General features: G+C 63.9%; 13 protein-coding genes. 5 read left to right on the top strand and 8 right to left on the bottom strand.

Features of this window, described 5'->3' with window-relative positions:
• Nucleotides 1-40: 40 nt before the first annotated feature.
• Nucleotides 41-352, bottom strand: coding sequence for a DUF1272 domain-containing protein (locus GGD66_RS13880; RefSeq protein ID WP_183258115.1), 312 nt, complete (start codon nt 350-352; stop codon nt 41-43).
• Nucleotides 353-424: 72 nt separating this feature from the next.
• Entirely contained in the window at nt 425-904 is a 480-nt protein-coding gene (locus tag GGD66_RS13885) for an Lrp/AsnC family transcriptional regulator (protein ID WP_026202578.1), read from the bottom strand.
• Between the two features lie 123 nt (nt 905-1,027).
• Between GGD66_RS13885 and hppD the strand changes: the two genes are divergently transcribed.
• Nucleotides 1,028-2,143: a 4-hydroxyphenylpyruvate dioxygenase gene (hppD, locus tag GGD66_RS13890; RefSeq protein WP_018321566.1), complete on the top strand. Its 1,116-nt coding sequence runs from the start codon at nt 1,028-1,030 to the stop codon at nt 2,141-2,143.
• A 133-nt stretch (nt 2,144-2,276) separates the two neighbouring features.
• Here the strand turns inward: hppD and GGD66_RS13895 are convergent, their stop codons facing one another.
• The 4 genes from GGD66_RS13895 to GGD66_RS13910 all read right to left on the bottom strand — a co-directional run bounded on the left by GGD66_RS13895 (nt 2,277) and on the right by GGD66_RS13910 (nt 7,305).
• Nucleotides 2,277-3,383, bottom strand: a complete 1,107-nt coding sequence (locus tag GGD66_RS13895) for a CaiB/BaiF CoA-transferase family protein (protein WP_183258116.1) — start codon at nt 3,381-3,383, stop codon at nt 2,277-2,279.
• Between the two features lie 194 nt (nt 3,384-3,577).
• Complete coding sequence (locus tag GGD66_RS13900) at nt 3,578-4,378, bottom strand: xanthine dehydrogenase family protein subunit M (protein ID WP_183258117.1); 801 nt, start codon at nt 4,376-4,378, stop codon at nt 3,578-3,580.
• A gap of 15 nt (nt 4,379-4,393) precedes the next feature.
• Nucleotides 4,394-6,736: a xanthine dehydrogenase family protein molybdopterin-binding subunit gene (locus GGD66_RS13905; protein WP_018321563.1), complete on the bottom strand. Its 2,343-nt coding sequence runs from the start codon at nt 6,734-6,736 to the stop codon at nt 4,394-4,396.
• A gap of 83 nt (nt 6,737-6,819) precedes the next feature.
• Nucleotides 6,820-7,305, bottom strand: coding sequence for a (2Fe-2S)-binding protein (locus GGD66_RS13910; protein ID WP_018321562.1), 486 nt, complete (start codon nt 7,303-7,305; stop codon nt 6,820-6,822).
• A gap of 924 nt (nt 7,306-8,229) precedes the next feature.
• On the opposite strand from GGD66_RS13910, the gene GGD66_RS13915 reads away from it, so the two are divergent.
• The 4 genes from GGD66_RS13915 to GGD66_RS13930 all read left to right on the top strand — a co-directional run bounded on the left by GGD66_RS13915 (nt 8,230) and on the right by GGD66_RS13930 (nt 12,857).
• On the top strand, nt 8,230-9,945 hold the full coding sequence (locus GGD66_RS13915) for a PQQ-dependent methanol/ethanol family dehydrogenase (protein WP_246788886.1): 1,716 nt from the start codon (nt 8,230-8,232) through the stop codon (nt 9,943-9,945).
• A gap of 130 nt (nt 9,946-10,075) precedes the next feature.
• Complete coding sequence (locus tag GGD66_RS13920) at nt 10,076-11,257, top strand: c-type cytochrome (RefSeq protein ID WP_210311275.1); 1,182 nt, start codon at nt 10,076-10,078, stop codon at nt 11,255-11,257.
• Between the two features lie 108 nt (nt 11,258-11,365).
• Nucleotides 11,366-12,052 carry a response regulator transcription factor gene (locus GGD66_RS13925; protein WP_092261400.1) on the top strand — a complete coding sequence of 229 codons (687 nt, stop codon included), beginning with the start codon at nt 11,366-11,368 and terminating at the stop codon, nt 12,050-12,052.
• A gap of 106 nt (nt 12,053-12,158) precedes the next feature.
• Nucleotides 12,159-12,857, top strand: coding sequence for a response regulator transcription factor (locus GGD66_RS13930; RefSeq protein ID WP_018321558.1), 699 nt, complete (start codon nt 12,159-12,161; stop codon nt 12,855-12,857).
• Nucleotides 12,858-12,897: 40 nt separating this feature from the next.
• Here GGD66_RS13930 and GGD66_RS13935 read toward each other — a convergent pair whose 3' ends face one another.
• A complete protein-coding gene (locus GGD66_RS13935; RefSeq protein ID WP_183258118.1) occupies nt 12,898-14,256 on the bottom strand; it encodes an ATP-binding protein in 1,359 nt (452 codons plus the stop codon).
• Between the two features lie 10 nt (nt 14,257-14,266).
• A complete protein-coding gene (locus GGD66_RS13940; protein ID WP_183258119.1) occupies nt 14,267-15,433 on the bottom strand; it encodes an FIST N-terminal domain-containing protein in 1,167 nt (388 codons plus the stop codon).
• Between the last annotated feature and the right edge of the window lie 132 nt (nt 15,434-15,565).

Here is a 15,565-nt window from a genome sequence, read left to right on the forward strand (position 1 = left end):
TGGGCACGGCGCTAACGCGCCTTTGCCCACCCTACGAGATCTACCGCCTCTCCGGCGGCAGGTCCCGTATCCGCGCGCAATGTGCCGCGACGTCCTCGACGCTGTATTTCAAATGCACCCGCTTGTCCGACGGTGCCTGCTTGCTCGTGCACACGCCCGGCCGCCATTCCTGCGTCGGCCTGATCGGGCGCGGCGCAAAACCGCCGCCGCAGTTCGGGCAGACGTTGGAGAGTTTCGTCTCGACGCAATCCGCGCAGAACGTGCATTCGTAGGAGCAGATCCACGCATCAATTGCATCGGGCGGCAGGTCGCGGTCGCAATATTCGCAGTTCGGTCGAAGCTGGAGGGCCATGGCTGAATCTCCGGATTGGCCGGGATCATCGCAGATCGCGCGGGAAGCGCGAATGACGTAGTTCCCTCGATTTCAGCCGGCCTTGATCTCCCTGAGCGGCAATCGCGAGCTCTCCTTCAGCCTGTCGAGCACGATCGAAGAGCGCACATGTGCCACGCTCTGATGCGGCATCAAGACGTCGTTGACGAGGTTGGAGAGCCCTTTGAGATCGCGCAGCACCGCCTTCAGCACGTAGTCGGCGTCACCGGTGAGCGAATAGGCCTCCTGAATTTCGTCGATACGGCCAACCAATGCGCGAAACCGCTTCGAGTTATCCGGCGAGTGAGTCGCGAGCGTCACCTGGATGAAGGCGACCACGCCGAAGCCGAGTGCCTCGCTGGAGAGATCGGCGTGATAGCCCGCGATCACCTTCTCCTCCTCCAGCCGCATCCGCCGGCGCGAGCATTGCGAGGCCGAAAGCCCCGCGAGGTCGGCGAGCTCCTGGTTGGTGAGGCGGCCATCGTCCTGGAGCGCGCCCAGGATCCTGAGGTCGAAGGCGTCAACCGAAATCATGCGTTGTTTGTCCATTTCATGCACGGATCGTGCATATGATACTCAAAGACCGTCCCGTTTGCACGCTCATTGCGGGCTCCATGAAGGATAGTTCCTCCCAGCAGCAATTTGGGAGAGCCGTCTATGGGACCGTTTCCGCACGATGCACCGCCGGCCACTGTTAGCGCCGACAATCCGATGGGCACCGATGGGTTCGAGTTCGTCGAATATGCGCATCCCAATCCGGAAGAGCTGCATGCGCTGTTCAAGCTGATGGGTTATGCGCCCGTCGCGCGCCACAAGACCAAGAAGATCACGGTCTACCGCCAGGGCGACATCAACTATCTCGTCAACGAGGAGCCCGGCAGCCACGGTTACGAGTTCGTTGCCACGCACGGGCCTTGCGCCCCCTCGATGGCGTTCCGCGTCGTCGATGCGAAGGCGGCCTATGACCGTGCGATTTCGCTCGGTGCGGAGCCTGCCGATGTGTCATCGGCGCAGAAGACGCTCGACGTGCCCGCGATCAAGGGCATCGGCGGCAGCCTGCTCTATCTGGTCGACCGCTACGGTGCCAAAGGTTCGGCCTATGATGCCGAGTTCGAATGGCTCGGCGCACGCGATCCGCGGCCTGCCGGCGCTGGCCTGTTCTATCTCGACCATCTCACCCACAACGTCCACCGCGGCCGCATGGATGTCTGGGCCGGCTTCTATGAGAAGCTCTTCAACTTTCGCCAGATCCGCTTCTTCGACATCGAGGGCCGCGCCTCCGGCCTGTTCTCGCGCGCGCTGACCAGCCCGGATGGCAAGATCCGGATTCCGATCAACGAGGATGCCGGCGATTCCGGCCAGATCGAGGAATATCTGAAGACCTATCGCGGCGAGGGCATCCAGCACATCGCCTGCGGCTGCCGCGATATCTACCGCACCATCGAAGACCTGCGTGACGCCGGTCTGCCGTTCATGCCGCCGCCGCCCGAGACTTATTTCGAGCGGATCGACGCGCGTCTGCCCAAGCATGGCGAGGACCTCGCGCGTCTCCAGAAGAACGGCATCCTGATCGACGGCGAAGGCGTGGTCGAGGGCGGCCAGACCAAGGTGCTGCTGCAAATCTTCTCGGCCAACGCGATCGGCCCGATCTTCTTCGAGTTCATCCAGCGCAAGGGCGACGACGGGTTCGGCGAGGGCAATTTCAAGGCTCTGTTCGAATCGATCGAGGAGGATCAGATCCGGCGCGGGGTGTTGAAGGTGGATGCGGCGTAGGTTCTAGCCTCACGCACACTGCCGTAGGGTGAGCAAAGCGAAGCGTGCCCACGTCCTGCCCAGTTGATGCGAAGACGTGGGCACGGCGCTGCGCGCCTTTGCCCACCCTACACGACCTTTGTCCGGGTGGGACTTACCTCTTCCACGCCTGCATCACCGCGCCGATTTCCGCCGCCTCCGGCTCACGCACCGCCGACGGTGTCCGCGAGAAGCGCGGCGCCGGGGCGGGCTGCTTCACGCCGTGGCGCTCGACGAACACGTTGCGGGCGACCATGTGCGGATGCTTTGTTGCTTCCGACATGGTCAGCACCGGCGCGAAGCAGATGTCGGTGCCTTCCATGATCTTGCACCAGTCCTCGCGCGTCTTGCTCTTGAACACGGCCTTCAGCTTCTCCTTCAGCGCCGGCCAGGCCTTGGGGTTCATCTGCGCGTCGAAATCGGCATCCGTCAGGCCCGCATGCTCGCGCAGCAGCGCGTAGAACTGTGGCTCGATCGAGCCGATCGAGACGAAATGGCCGCAGGCGCATTCATAGACGCCGTAGAAATGCGCGCCGCCGTCGAGGAAGTTCTGGTTGCGCCCCTCGGTCCAGCGGCCGAGCGTGGTCATGTCGAAGAAGAACGACATCAGCGAGGCCGCCCCGTCGCACATCGCGGCATCGACGACCTGGCCCTTGCCGGATCGCTGCGCTTCCAGCAGGGCTGCGAGCACGCCGACGACGAGATAGAGCGCGCCGCCGCCGAAATCGCCGACCAGATTGAGCGGCGGCACCGGCGCTTCCTTCGTGCCGATGGCCGCGAGCGCGCCGGTGATGGAGATGTAATTGATGTCGTGGCCGGCCGCGTTGGCGAGCGGGCCTTCCTGGCCCCAGCCGGTCATGCGGCCATAGACCAGTTTGGGATTGCGAGCGAGCACGACGTCCGGCCCGAGCCCGAGCCGCTCCATCACGCCGGGACGAAAGCCCTCGACCAGCGCATCGGCGCTGGCAAGCAGGTCGAGCACCTCTGCGATCGCCGCCTTGTCCTTCAGGTCGAGCTCGATCACCTTGCGGCCGCGTCCCGCCACCGACTTCATGCTCTTCTTCGCGCCGACCCGGTCGAGCGTGACGACGTCGGCGCCCATGTCCGCCAGCATCATGCAGGCGAACGGGCCAGGGCCGATGCCAGCGAATTCGACGATGCGGAAGCCCGAGAGCGGGCCGGAGGCGCGGACGGTCGAGGTGGGCGCTGATTTATCGAGCACGTTGTTGTTTCCTCGGGTCGCGGGCGGATGCCGATGGTTCGGTATCCGCTGACATTATTCTTGGAGCGAGTTAATCGGCTGATTAACTTTTCTCGCCTTCATGCCAGCGAGGCAAGCGCTTTTGATGCCGCACCGCCAAAATAAAACGGCGCGCACCGAAGTGCGCGCCGCGGAAAATTTGTGTCGAGGCGCTATCAGCGCGCCGCGGCCACCGCGCGCTGCGCCATTACCTTGATGAGGTTGGCGCGGTACTCGGCAGTGCCGTGGATGTCAGCCAGCAATCCGCTCGCCGAAATGCTGACGCCATCGATCGCCGACGGCGACCAGTTCGCCTTCAGCGCGGCTTCAATCGCAGGAACCCGCATCACGCCGCTCTGCGAGGCACCAGTCGCGGCGACGCGAACCTCGCCCGATTTGGTCTGCGCGACGAACACGCCGGTCAGCGCAAAGCGCGAGGCCGGATGCCGCATCTTCTCGTAGCTTGCTTTCGCCGGCACCGGGAACGACACGGCGGTGATGATCTCGCCGTCTTCGAGCGCCGTGGTGAACAGGCCCTGGAAGAAGTCCTCGGCCGAGATCGACCGCTTGTTGGTCTTCACGGTGGCGCCGAGTGCGAGCAATGCAGCGGGGAAATCCGCGGCGGGATCGTTGTTGGCGATCGAGCCGCCGATCGTACCGCGGTAACGCACCGCGGGGTCGCCGAGCACCGAGGTGAGATAGGCGATCGCAGGAATCGCCTTCTTCACATCGGCATTTGTCATGATGTCGTAATAGATCGTGGCGGCCTTGATGGTCAGCGTGTCGCCCGACAATTCGACGCCCTGCAGCTCCTTGATCTTGCCGAGGTCGATCACGTCGGACGGGCTTGCGAGGCGCTGCTTCATCACCGGCAGCAGCGTCTGGCCGCCGGCAAGGAACTTGGACTCGCTGCCCTTGGCGAACAGGCTTGCAGCCTCGTCGACCGAGGAAGCGCGATGATAGGTGGTCTGGTACATCTTCGTTCCTCCCTCTTAAGCCGCGTTGATCGTGCGCCACACCCGATCAGGGGTTGCGGGCATTTCCAGATTGTTCTTGCCGATCGCATCCGTGATCGCGTTGATCACGGCCGCAGAGGCGCCGATCGCGCCGGCCTCACCGCAGCCCTTGATGCCCAAGGGATTGCCCGGGCAAAGGGTCGTGGTGTGGGAGAGGTTGAAGGAGGGCACGTCGTCGGCGCGCGGCATGGCGTAGTCCATGAACGAGGCCGTGACCGGCTGGCCGTTGGCGTCGTAGATCGCGTGCTCGAGCAGCGCCTGCCCGATGCCTTGAACAAGGCCGCCATGGACCTGGCCCTCGACGATCATCGGGTTGATCAGCCGGCCGAAATCGTCGGCCGCGACGAAGTTGACGAAGGACGTCTTGCCGGTGCCGGGATCGACCTCGAGCTCGCAGATATAGGTGCCGGCCGGGAAGGTGAAGTTGGTCGGATCGTAGAAGGCGCTCTCCTTCAGACCCGGCTCCATCCCGTCAGGCAGATTGTGCGCGGTATAGGCCGCGAGCGCGACCATCGGCAGGGCAATCGCCTTGTCGGTGCCGGTCACCTTGAACTCGCCGTTCTCGATGACGATGTCGGCCTCGGAAGCTTCCAGCGCATGGGCCGCAATCTTCTTGGCCTTCGATTCCATCTTCTCCATCGCCTTCAGGATCGCGGTGAGGCCAACGGCCGCCGAGCGCGAGCCGTAGGTGCCCATGCCGAACTGCACCTTGTCGGTGTCGCCATGGACGATCGAGACCTGGCTGATGGGAACGCCGAGGCGATCGGCGACGAGCTGGCAGAACGTGGTCTCGTGGCCCTGGCCGTGGCTGTGCGATCCCGTCAGGATCTCGATGGTGCCGACCGGGTTGACGCGCACCTCGGCCGATTCCCACAGGCCGACGCCGGCGCCGAGGCTGCCGACCGCCTTCGACGGCGCGATGCCGCAGGCCTCGATGTAGCAGGACACGCCGATGCCGCGCAGCTTGCCTTGCGACTTGGCTTGCGCCTTGCGCGCGGCGAAGCCGGCATAGTCGATCGCCTTCATCGCGGCATCGAGCGAGGCGTTAAAGTCGCCGGTGTCGTAGGCCATGATGACGGGCGTCTGGTGCGGGAACTGGGTGATGAAGTTGGTCCGGCGCAGCTCGGCCGGATCGACCTTGAGCTGCCGCGCCGCCGTTTCCATCAGCCGCTCGATCAGATAGCTCGCCTCGGGGCGGCCCGCGCCGCGATAGGCGTCGACCGGCGTGGTGTTGGTGTAGACCCCGATCACCTCGGCATGGATCGCCGGGATGTTGTACTGGCCCGACAGCAGCGTCGCGTAGAGATAGGTCGGCACCGAGGACGAGAACAGCGACATGTAGGCGCCGAAATTGGCGTAGGTCTTCACCTTGAAGCCGGTGATCTTGTTGTTGGCGTCGAACGCCATCTCGGCATGGGTCACATGGTCGCGGCCGTGCGCGTCGGTGAGGAAGGCCTCGGTGCGGTCGCCGGTCCATTTCACGGGACGGCCGACCTTCTTGGAGGCCCACAGCGCCACCATCTCTTCGGGATAGATGAAGATCTTGGAGCCGAAGCCGCCGCCGACATCAGGAGCGATCACGCGCAGCTTGTGCTCGGGGGCGATGTTGTAGAACGCCGAGAGCACGAGGCGGGCGACGTGCGGGTTCTGCGAGGTCGTATAGAGCGTGAAATGCTCTTCCGCCGCGTCGTAATCGGCGATCGCCGCGCGCGGCTCCATCGCGTTCGGGGCGAGGCGGTTGTTGGTGACGTCGAGCTTGACCACATTGGCGGCCTTGGCGAAGGCGGCATCGGTGGCGCCCTCGTCGCCGATCACCCAGTCATAGACCTGGTTGCCGGGAGCTTCGGGGTGAAGCTGCGGCGCGCCAGACTTGATCGCGGCCTGGACGTCGGCGACTGCGGGAAGTTCCTCGTAATCGACGACGACGGCCTCGGCCGCATCGCGCGCGAGATTCTTGCTTTCGGCGATCACGACCGCGACGGCCTGCCCGACGAAGCGCACCGTCTCCGGCGCCATCGCCGGCCATGCGCCCATCTTCATCGGGCTGCCGTCCTTGGAGGTGATGGCCCAGCCGCAAATGAGATTGCCGACCTTGTCGTCGACAATCTCTCGGCCCGTGAGCACGGCGACCACGCCCGGCATCTTCAGCGCGGCGGAGGAATCGATCCCCTTCACCTTGGCGTGGGCGTGCGGGCTGCGGATGAAATGGGCATGGGTCATGCCCACCAATTTGATGTCGTCCACGTACCGGCCCTTGCCGGTGATGAAACGCTTGTCTTCCTTGCGCACGACGCGCGCGCCGATGCCTTCAACACCCATGTCTGGTCCTCCCGACCGGAAATTTCTTTGACCGCGCTTTCCCTCGAAAGCTGCAGCCGTGGTTCTTTTCGAGGCGTGCCGCTTTACTCGGCCGCCTGCGAGACCTTCATGCGCCCGGCTGCATCCAGCACGGCTTTGACGATGTTGTGGTAGCCGGTGCAGCGGCAGATATTGCCCTCGAGCTCGGTGCGGACGGTGGCTTCGTCGAGCTGGCCACCATGGCGGTGCACGATGTCGATCGCCGACATGATCATGCCCGGCGTGCAATAGCCGCATTGCAGGCCATGATTGTCGCGGAAGGCGGCCTGCATCGGGTGCAGCTCGTCGCCCTTGGCGATGCCTTCGATGGTGGTGATGCTGGCGCCGTCGGCCTGGCCCGCCAGCATGGTGCAGGATTTCACCGCTCGGCCGTCCATGTGCACGACACAGGCGCCGCACTGGCTGGTGTCGCAGCCGACATGGGTCCCCGTGAGATTGAGATGATCGCGCAGCAGTTGGACCAGCAGCGTGCGGTCCTCGACGTCGACAGCAACGGCCTTGCCGTTCACTGTCAGTTTGACTGTAGACACGGTGTCGTCCTCCCAGAATGTTTGTAGTTATTCCAATTAGAAACAGCGCGATGAAACTTTGCAACTGGGATTTTGGGTCGCCGGGTGTCACGAAACGGTCGTCGAGGCGCCGCGATCAGACAACACCGATCCGTGTCGCCGCCAGTGCATGGCGCGACCCGTCTGAAACTTGCAAGGAGATGGTCTCTCGCGTCTTCCGCGGCGTCCTGCTCGGCCATCGCGCGAAGGCTGCTCGCCCCGTGGATGTCGGTCCTGGCGCCGCCGATTGTCTCTCCCTTGGGACGACTCCTGTCGTCGCTCCGCAAATAGGAGCACGGCCGGGCAACTTTGTAATCGCGATCTTGGTAGTAGGGTTTTGCACGATAAGTCATTGATTTTATTGGAATGTTGATCCGCCATGACGAGCCGGACCGGCTTGGCGGGCCTGCCGGGAGGCGGCCTGCCCAAGTCCGCCCTACTCCCTGGCGATCGATGGACGCGAAGAAGACAACCAATCTCTCGAGATGGCTTCGCCGCCGAGCATCACCCTCGTGCCTGAATGCGGGCCGGTCAAAGCGAGCAACGATACAGCGACATTGACGGATATTGTAACCGCTCAGCAGCCCTCGCCGCGGTTGAGCCGTCGTCGTGATTTGCGGTCGTCGCTGATGCCGACTTTCGACGGAACGCGCGGATGGCCACACGATGTTGCCGCAATCCGATCGCTGGTTTGGAGCTGCCAACAAGCGACAAGAAACGAGTGCCGACAACGAGATGAGCGGCCAAGCCTGACAACGATTTGCACTACTACCTTCCGCCTATACTAAGCGCGAAAAAGCGATGCTGTAATTTCCGTGATGGTTCGCAGTCGAACTGCGTATCGAAAAGCGCAAAAGCGCATCGGCGCTCAACGTGGCGCGCAAAGCAACATCACGGAGGGAATAAATGACCTTTGGAACGAGGGGCTTCTTGGCCGGCATTTCGATGATCGCGATGCTGGGCGCCGGCACGATTGGCGTTCGCGCCAACGATTCACTGCTCAAAGCGCAATCCGATTCCAATCAATGGGCGGTCGCGGGCCACGACTACGCCAACACGCGTTTCAGCCCGCTCAACCAGATCAACGCCGAGAACGCCGGCAAGCTGTCGCTTGCCTATTCGTTCTCGCTTGCATCGCTGCGCTCGAACGAATCCTCGCCGATCGTCATCGGCAACACGTTGTACGTCTCGACATCATGGGGGCCGAAATACGTCTATGCGCTCGACGCTGCGACCGGCGCGCGAAAGTGGACCTACGAGCCGGAGATTCCGGACGACGTGCTGCAATACGCCTGCTGCGACGTGAACAATCGCGGCGTCTCCTACGCTGACGGCAAGATCTTCGTCGGCCGGCTCGACGGCAAGTTGACCGCGCTCGACGCCGCGACGGGCAAGGCGCTGTGGACGGCGAAGGTGGTCGATTACAAGCAGGGCTCGGTCATCACCTCGCCGCCGCTGGTCGTGCGCGACAAGGTCATCACCGGCTTCGGCGGTGGCGAGTACGGCGTGCGCGGCGCGCTTCAGGCCTTCGACATCAACACCGGCAAGCTCGCCTGGCAGACCTATACCGTTCCGACGCCGGAGGAGCCCGGCGGCGATACCTGGAAGGGCGATTCCGCGCAGCATGGCGGCGGCGCGGCCTGGCTGGTCGGCTCTTATGATCCCAAGACCGATACCCTCTATTGGGGCACCAGCAATCCCGGGCCGTGGAACACTGCCGTGCGCTCGACCGGCAACGGCGATTTCGGCAAGCTGACCAATCTCTACACGGCCTCGACGCTGGCGCTCGACCCGAACACCGGCAAGATCAAATGGCATATCCAGACCACACCCGCCGACGCCTGGGATTATGACGGCGTGAATGAGGCCGTGCTCGCCGATCTCAACATCGGCGGCAGCAACGTTCCGGCGCTGATGAAGGCGGATCGCAACGGGTTCTTCTTCGTCGCCAACCGCGAGACCGGCAAGGTTCTTTCGGCGGAGAAGTATGTCTTCTCGAACTGGGCGCAGAAATTCGATCTCGCCACCATGCGCGCGGTCGAGGATCCCGACAAGCGTCCGGGCCCCGGCCATCCCGCCAAGGACATCTGTCCCAATTTGATCGGCGGCAAGAACTGGCAGCCGATGTCGTTCAACCCGCAGACCGGCCTCGTCTACATTCCCTCCAACAATGTCTGCATGGATTGGTCGGTCAGCGACGTCGCCTACAAGCGCGGCGTGTTCTATCTCGGAGCCGAATTCCCGACCAAGGAAGGCCCCGGTGGCTTCCTCGGCGAGCTCGTGGCCTGGGATCCCGTCAACCAGAAGAAGGTCTGGTCCATCAAGGAAGACCTGCCCTTCAATGGCGGGACGCTGACCACTGGCGGCGGCCTGGTGTTCGCCGGCAACATCCATGGCGATTTCCGTGCCATCGATGCGAAATCCGGCAAAATGCTCTGGAGCAAGAATCTCGGCTCCGGCATCGGCGCGGGCCCTGTGACCTACATGGTCGACGGCAAGCAATACGTCGCCATCGTCGTCGGCCGCACGGCAGCGCTGCCCGCGTTCCTGGGCGAGGTTGGCAAGAAGATGACGGCTGCAGCTCCCGAGGGTGGCTCGCTCTTCGTGTTCTCCGTCCAGTGACCACTGGCGCGTGTATCCCCGGGTGACGGGATACACGCGCTCCTTTCCCAAAATGTGATCGCGTCGTTGCGGCCGAGGCCAGGCCTTGTCCCAACGTCACGCCAACGATGCCCAACCACGGGAGGTGAGGATGCGTCCAAATCGTTCTGGCCTTGGCCACAGCAGACGTCGCGCCATCGCAGCTTTGCTCGCATGTGTTGCCGGCTCCGCGCTCATCGTGCCAGCCGCCCCGAGCCGCGCGAACGAAGTGCAGCCGTTCCGGCTCTGTGCCGATCCGACCAATCTTCCGTTCTCGAGCAACAGCCCCTCGCAACCCGGCCTCTATGTCGAGATCGGGCAGGCGCTGGCGCGGGCGCTCGGGCGGCCGATCGCCTACGACTGGTACAAATCGTATTTCGGCAAGCGCACCGTCCGCGTTACACTGCTTGGCAAGCAATGCGACGCCATGATCGGCCTGCCGCGCTCCGAGGATTTCATGGGGCCGGCCGTGATCTTCTCGAGCACGGTTGCGCGTGAAGGCTATGCCCTCGTGACCGCAAAGGACCGGACGATCTCAGGGGTCGACGATCTCCGGGGCAAACGGGTCGCCGTGCAGTTCGCCAGCACGCCGCAAAACCTCCTGGCGATGCGTGACGACATCCAGAAGGTGACGGTGCTGTCGCCCGAGGAAGGCATGCAGGCGCTGGATCGGGGCAAGGCCGACGTCGCCTTTATCTGGGGACCCGTGGCCGGCTGGCTGAACAAGACCGTCTACCAGGATCGCTATCGCGTTCAGCTCACCGAAGGCGAAGGTTTGTCGTGGGACGCGGCGATCGGCTTCGCGAAGGCCTCGACAGAGCTGCGCGACCAGATCGATGCGGTCTTGCCGGACCTCGAGCGGACCATCGCCGATCTCAAGGCGAAGTATGGCCTGCCGACCGGTCAGCCTCTCCGCCTCAGCGCCGTGCAGACACCGGCGGGAACCACGACCGGCGCCGGGACCGGCGTGGCGCAAGTGGCCAACGTCGTCGCGACCGAGACCAAGGGCGACGCGCTGGCGTCAAATGCCGAAGCTGTCGGTCAGGGCAAGGAGATCTTCAACGGTACCTGTGCGCATTGCCATGGTCCCGACGCGATCCAGAGCGAGCGAAAGATCGATCTGAGGCTGCTGCGTCACCGCTACGGCGACGAGATGCGAGAGAAATTCTTGACCACGGTGCATGAGGGGCGTCCGGCCAAGGGCATGCCGTCCTGGAAAGAGGTCTTCACCGACAGCCAGTTCGACAACATCTACGCCTTTCTGCTGACGGTTCAGGTCGAATCGAACGACTGAATGGTCTTGACCGGACGGCATCGGGGAGATGTTCTAGGGTCCGTTTCGCATCCATCGGTACCAACGTCCGATGGATGCGCCCGCGCGATGGACCCCGGGGAAGGTGCCATGACCAGCTTCCTGATCATCGATGATCATCCGCTGTTTCGCGAGGCGCTCGGCAATGCCGTGCGGCTGGCGCTGCCGGAGGCCCGCATTCTGGAAGCGATGTCGATCGAGGACGCCTTGCGGGTGCTTTCGGTCGAACGCGGGATCGACCTGGCGCTGCTCGATCTCTCGCTTCCCGACGCAACCGGCTTCTCCGGCTTTCTCAGGCTGCGCGAGACCTATCCGCGCCTGCCGGTCGCCATCGTCTCGAGCGAGGAGGATCAGCATGTGGTCCGCGAGGCGCTGGCGCTGGGTGCTGCCGGCTATCTGCCAAAATCCACGTCCAAGCGCGAGCTCGCGCAATCGATCGAAGGCGTGCTCGGCGGATCGGTGTCCGTGCCGAAGGATTTCGTGGCGGAGCCGCAGCGGAAGCGGGCCGACAGCAGCAAGGCACTCAAGGTCAAGCTCCGCGAACTGACGCCGCAGCAGCTTCGCGTGCTCGATCTGCTTCGTCGCGGCTATCCGAATCGGCAGATCGCGCAGGAGCTTCAACTCGCCGAATCGACCGTGAAGGCGCACATCACCGAGATCCTGCGCAAGCTCGGACTGTTCAGCCGCAACAAGGCGATCGTCGAGATCGGCAAGGTCGATCTGCCGGATCCGCGGCAGCGGCCCCAGCTAAGGACCGATCGCGGGAGGCCGCAATGAGCTGCTGGTCCGACTTGATCTGGATCAAGCCGGATTGCTCCGGCAACGGCATGCTCGCCGCTCTGATCGCTGACTTCGGTGACGAGCTGGGAACGGCCCAAATCTGATGCGATTTCTGATTGTCGAGGATCATCCGCTGTTTCGCGAGGCGCTCGAAGGGGCGCTGCAAATGGCGACGCCGGATGCCGATATGCTTCAGGCCACCTCGATCGATGGTGCGCTCGAATTGTTGGCGTCGAGGCCCGATGTCGACCTCATTCTCCTCGACCTGTCGATACCCGGGACGACCGGCCTGTCTGGCATCATCCGCATCCGCAAGGCGTTTCCCCGCATTCCCGTCGTGATCGTGTCGGGGCACCAGGACGCGCAGATCATCTCGGGCGCGTTGTCGCTCGGCGTATCCGGCTACATCCTCAAATCCTCGTCCAAGCAGGAGCTGGCGCATTCGATCAGCGAAGTGGTGCGCGGCGCGGTGTGTCTGCCGGCCGCTTTTCGCGCGCTGGCCCGCCCGCAGCGCTCGCCGATCGCGGCCCAGGATCTCCTGAAGCGCCTTCACGATCTGACGCCGCAGCAATTGCGCGTCCTTGAAATGCTCAAGCGCGGCCTGCAGAACAAGCAGATCGCCTTTGAGCTGAAGATCTCCGAGACCACCGTGAAGGTTCACGTCTCGGATATCCTGCGCAAGCTGAACGTGCTGAGCCGCACCAAGGCGATCGTCGAAATGTCGAAGATCGATTTTGCCACGCTGGCGGGCTCCGGAGCTGCCGCGAAGCGCGACCGCGCCCGGACCGATCCGCCCGCATGATGCAGCCTCTATCGCCGTCGATGCGGCGCGGGGTGATGAACTAGCTCAGCAGGAACGACAGCAGTGCGCGCATTTCCGCCGGCCTGATCGGCTTCTTCAGCACTTCCAGCCCATAGCGGCTGGCTTCCGCCGCAGCCTTTTCGGAATAATCCGCGGTGATGATCATCGCCGGCACGTCCGAGTTCAACTGGCGCCGGATTTCCTCGACGGCCGACAATCCGCTTTCGCCGTGATCGAGATGGAGATCGGCGACGATGGCGTCCGGCGAGCCGCCTAGCTCACTCAAACGCTGGGCGGCGTCGGCGGCGGATCTCGTGGTCGCGACATCGCAGCCCCATCCTTCCAGCAAGGCGGCCAGCGCCTCCGCGCCCGAGGCGTCGTTCTCGATCAGCAGGATCTTGGCCCCTCCCAGACCGCCATAGTGCAGATCGGCGGGCTTCATTTCCTGGAGATCGTCGCTGACATCGGCGCGATCGGCCGGCTCCAGCTCGAGCACAAAGGTCGATCCCCGGCCGAGATGCGACGACAGCCGCACCTCGTGCCCGAGCGCCGTCGCGAAGCGGCGCACGATCGAAAGACCGAGACCGAAGCCGGCCTGGTCGGTCGCGCTCGCATCGCCGCGCTGGAACTCCCGGAAGATCGCCTCCTGCTGCGCTTGCGCAATCCCGGGTCCGGTATCGGAGACCTGGATCGCGATGCGATCGCCACGCCGCCTGCATCCCAGGATGACGCCGCCGCTGCGGGTATAGCGGATCGCATTCGCGAGAAGGTTTTGCAGGATCCTCCGGAGCATCAGCGGGTCGGACAGGACCGCAAGCGGCGAGGTGCGGATACGCAGGGACAGTCCCTGCCTCCAGGCGATCGGCTCGAACTCGTCGCGGAGCTGGTCGAGCAGCGGCCCAAGCGCGATCGGCCGCACGTCGGGCCGGAGCGCGCCCGCATCGAGCTTCGCGATCTCCAGAAGCGAGCGCAGCAGGTCTTCCAGCGTAACCAGGGACCGGTCGACCTGGTCGATGAGCAGGCCCGCTTCCTGCGACTCCATCATCTCGGTGAGTGCCGACAGGGTCAGGCGCGCCGCGTTCAGCGGCTGGAGGAGATCGTGGGTGACCGAAATCAGCACGGACGATTTCAGCGAGCTTGCAGCCTCCGCCTGCTGCTTGGCGCGGTACAGGCCTTCATTGGCCCGTTCGACCGAACGCAGAGCATCCCGCAACTGATGGGTCCGGTCGCGAATCTGATGGTCGAGCGCAATTGCGGTTTCGAACAGCGAGAACGCATTGAGCTGCTGATCCATCGACCGCTCGACGCGGGACATCAGCGCCGCATTGATCTTCTTCAGCTTGACGGACTCCCGCCGGAGCTGCTCGATCGTTTCGGCATCCTGCCAGGTCTCTGCCACATCGGCTCCGTTACGTCGGCCGCCTGCCGATGGCGACGCCGGTGAAGGTCTGGTTCACGTGCATCGAGCCGAACTGTTCGCCGTAGGTATGGAATCCGACGACGCGGTTCTGCCGGTACAGCTCGGACATTTCGCGTGAGAGCTGGTGCTGCTCGGCATCCAGCCGGCGCAGCAGGCATTCGAAGCCAATATAGAGAGAGACGTCACCGATCTGGTCACGGGTTTCCGCGAAGGCGTCGCGGGTGGCTCCGATCAGGCTGCACGAGGTTGCCGTCGTCAGAACCATGCCCTCATCGATCGCACAGAAGAAGCGCAGCGAGCCGTCGGGATCGACGCGCTGGATCGACCGCGCATAATAGGACCCGCCGACCCGGACCAGCACCGGATGGGAGGCGAAGGAGAACGGGTCGAGCTTGGCGTCGATGATTCCGACGGCGCGGGAATATTCCGCGGCGGCAGGCTCGGCGTTCAATTCCTTGACGACGCGCTGCTCGATATCGGCCTCGGTGACAACCATCTTCTGTGTGGTGGGCTCGAAATTGTCGCATTTGAACACGCGGAACGGCAGCGACGTGTTGAGGAGAATGAGGAGAGCCGCGTCGGTGTGGGCCCTGCCGTCGAAGAACACCCAGGTCCTTTCGAAGCGCAGGCCGTCGCCGGCCGACCCGCCGACGATCGGGATATTGTCGAGCGAGGCATAGAGGGCGGACATCACGGCCTCCTCGCGGCGGCACATGCCGTCGATCAGCACCAGGCCGAACGGGTTGCCGCCACCGACCTCCGAGGTCGTCCGCAGCAACTCGTGGCGAAGCTCGCTGCCGATCCGGCGGCCGTCCTCGACGTGGAAATTGGCGAGATTCAGGATCGGCCGGACCACGGCGTTGAAGTCGGCCTGGCTGAACGTCATCGCGACAACGCTGTTCTCGTCCCAGCCGTCCGGCGCCAGCTCGCCGGCCGTGGTGCAACCGCAGACCGGCGTGTCCGCAAAGTGTCTCGTGATCTCGGCGATGAACCGATGAGGATTGTAGCAGGGGGAGAGGAAGACCAGGACCAGGGCCAGCTCGTCCGACGGAAGCTGGGCGACCAGCTCGGCAACGGCCTCGTCGACGGTCGGAGCCTTCGATTTCGCGACCGCAACGCCGGACGAACCGCCAAACCGAAGATCGGCCTGCCCCACTTCGTTTCTCTCCTCAAGGCCGGCTTGGTCTGTCGCCAAGATCTGCCGCCAAGTGCCGAAAACACTAGGGCTTTTCCAGTCTACCCGCAACATCGCGCGGTCTCCGGCCCGGACTGGAAATTGCCGGTCTGG

The organism is Bradyrhizobium sp. CIR48 (assembly GCF_014198315.1).
GTDB lineage: Bacteria > Pseudomonadota > Alphaproteobacteria > Rhizobiales > Xanthobacteraceae > Bradyrhizobium.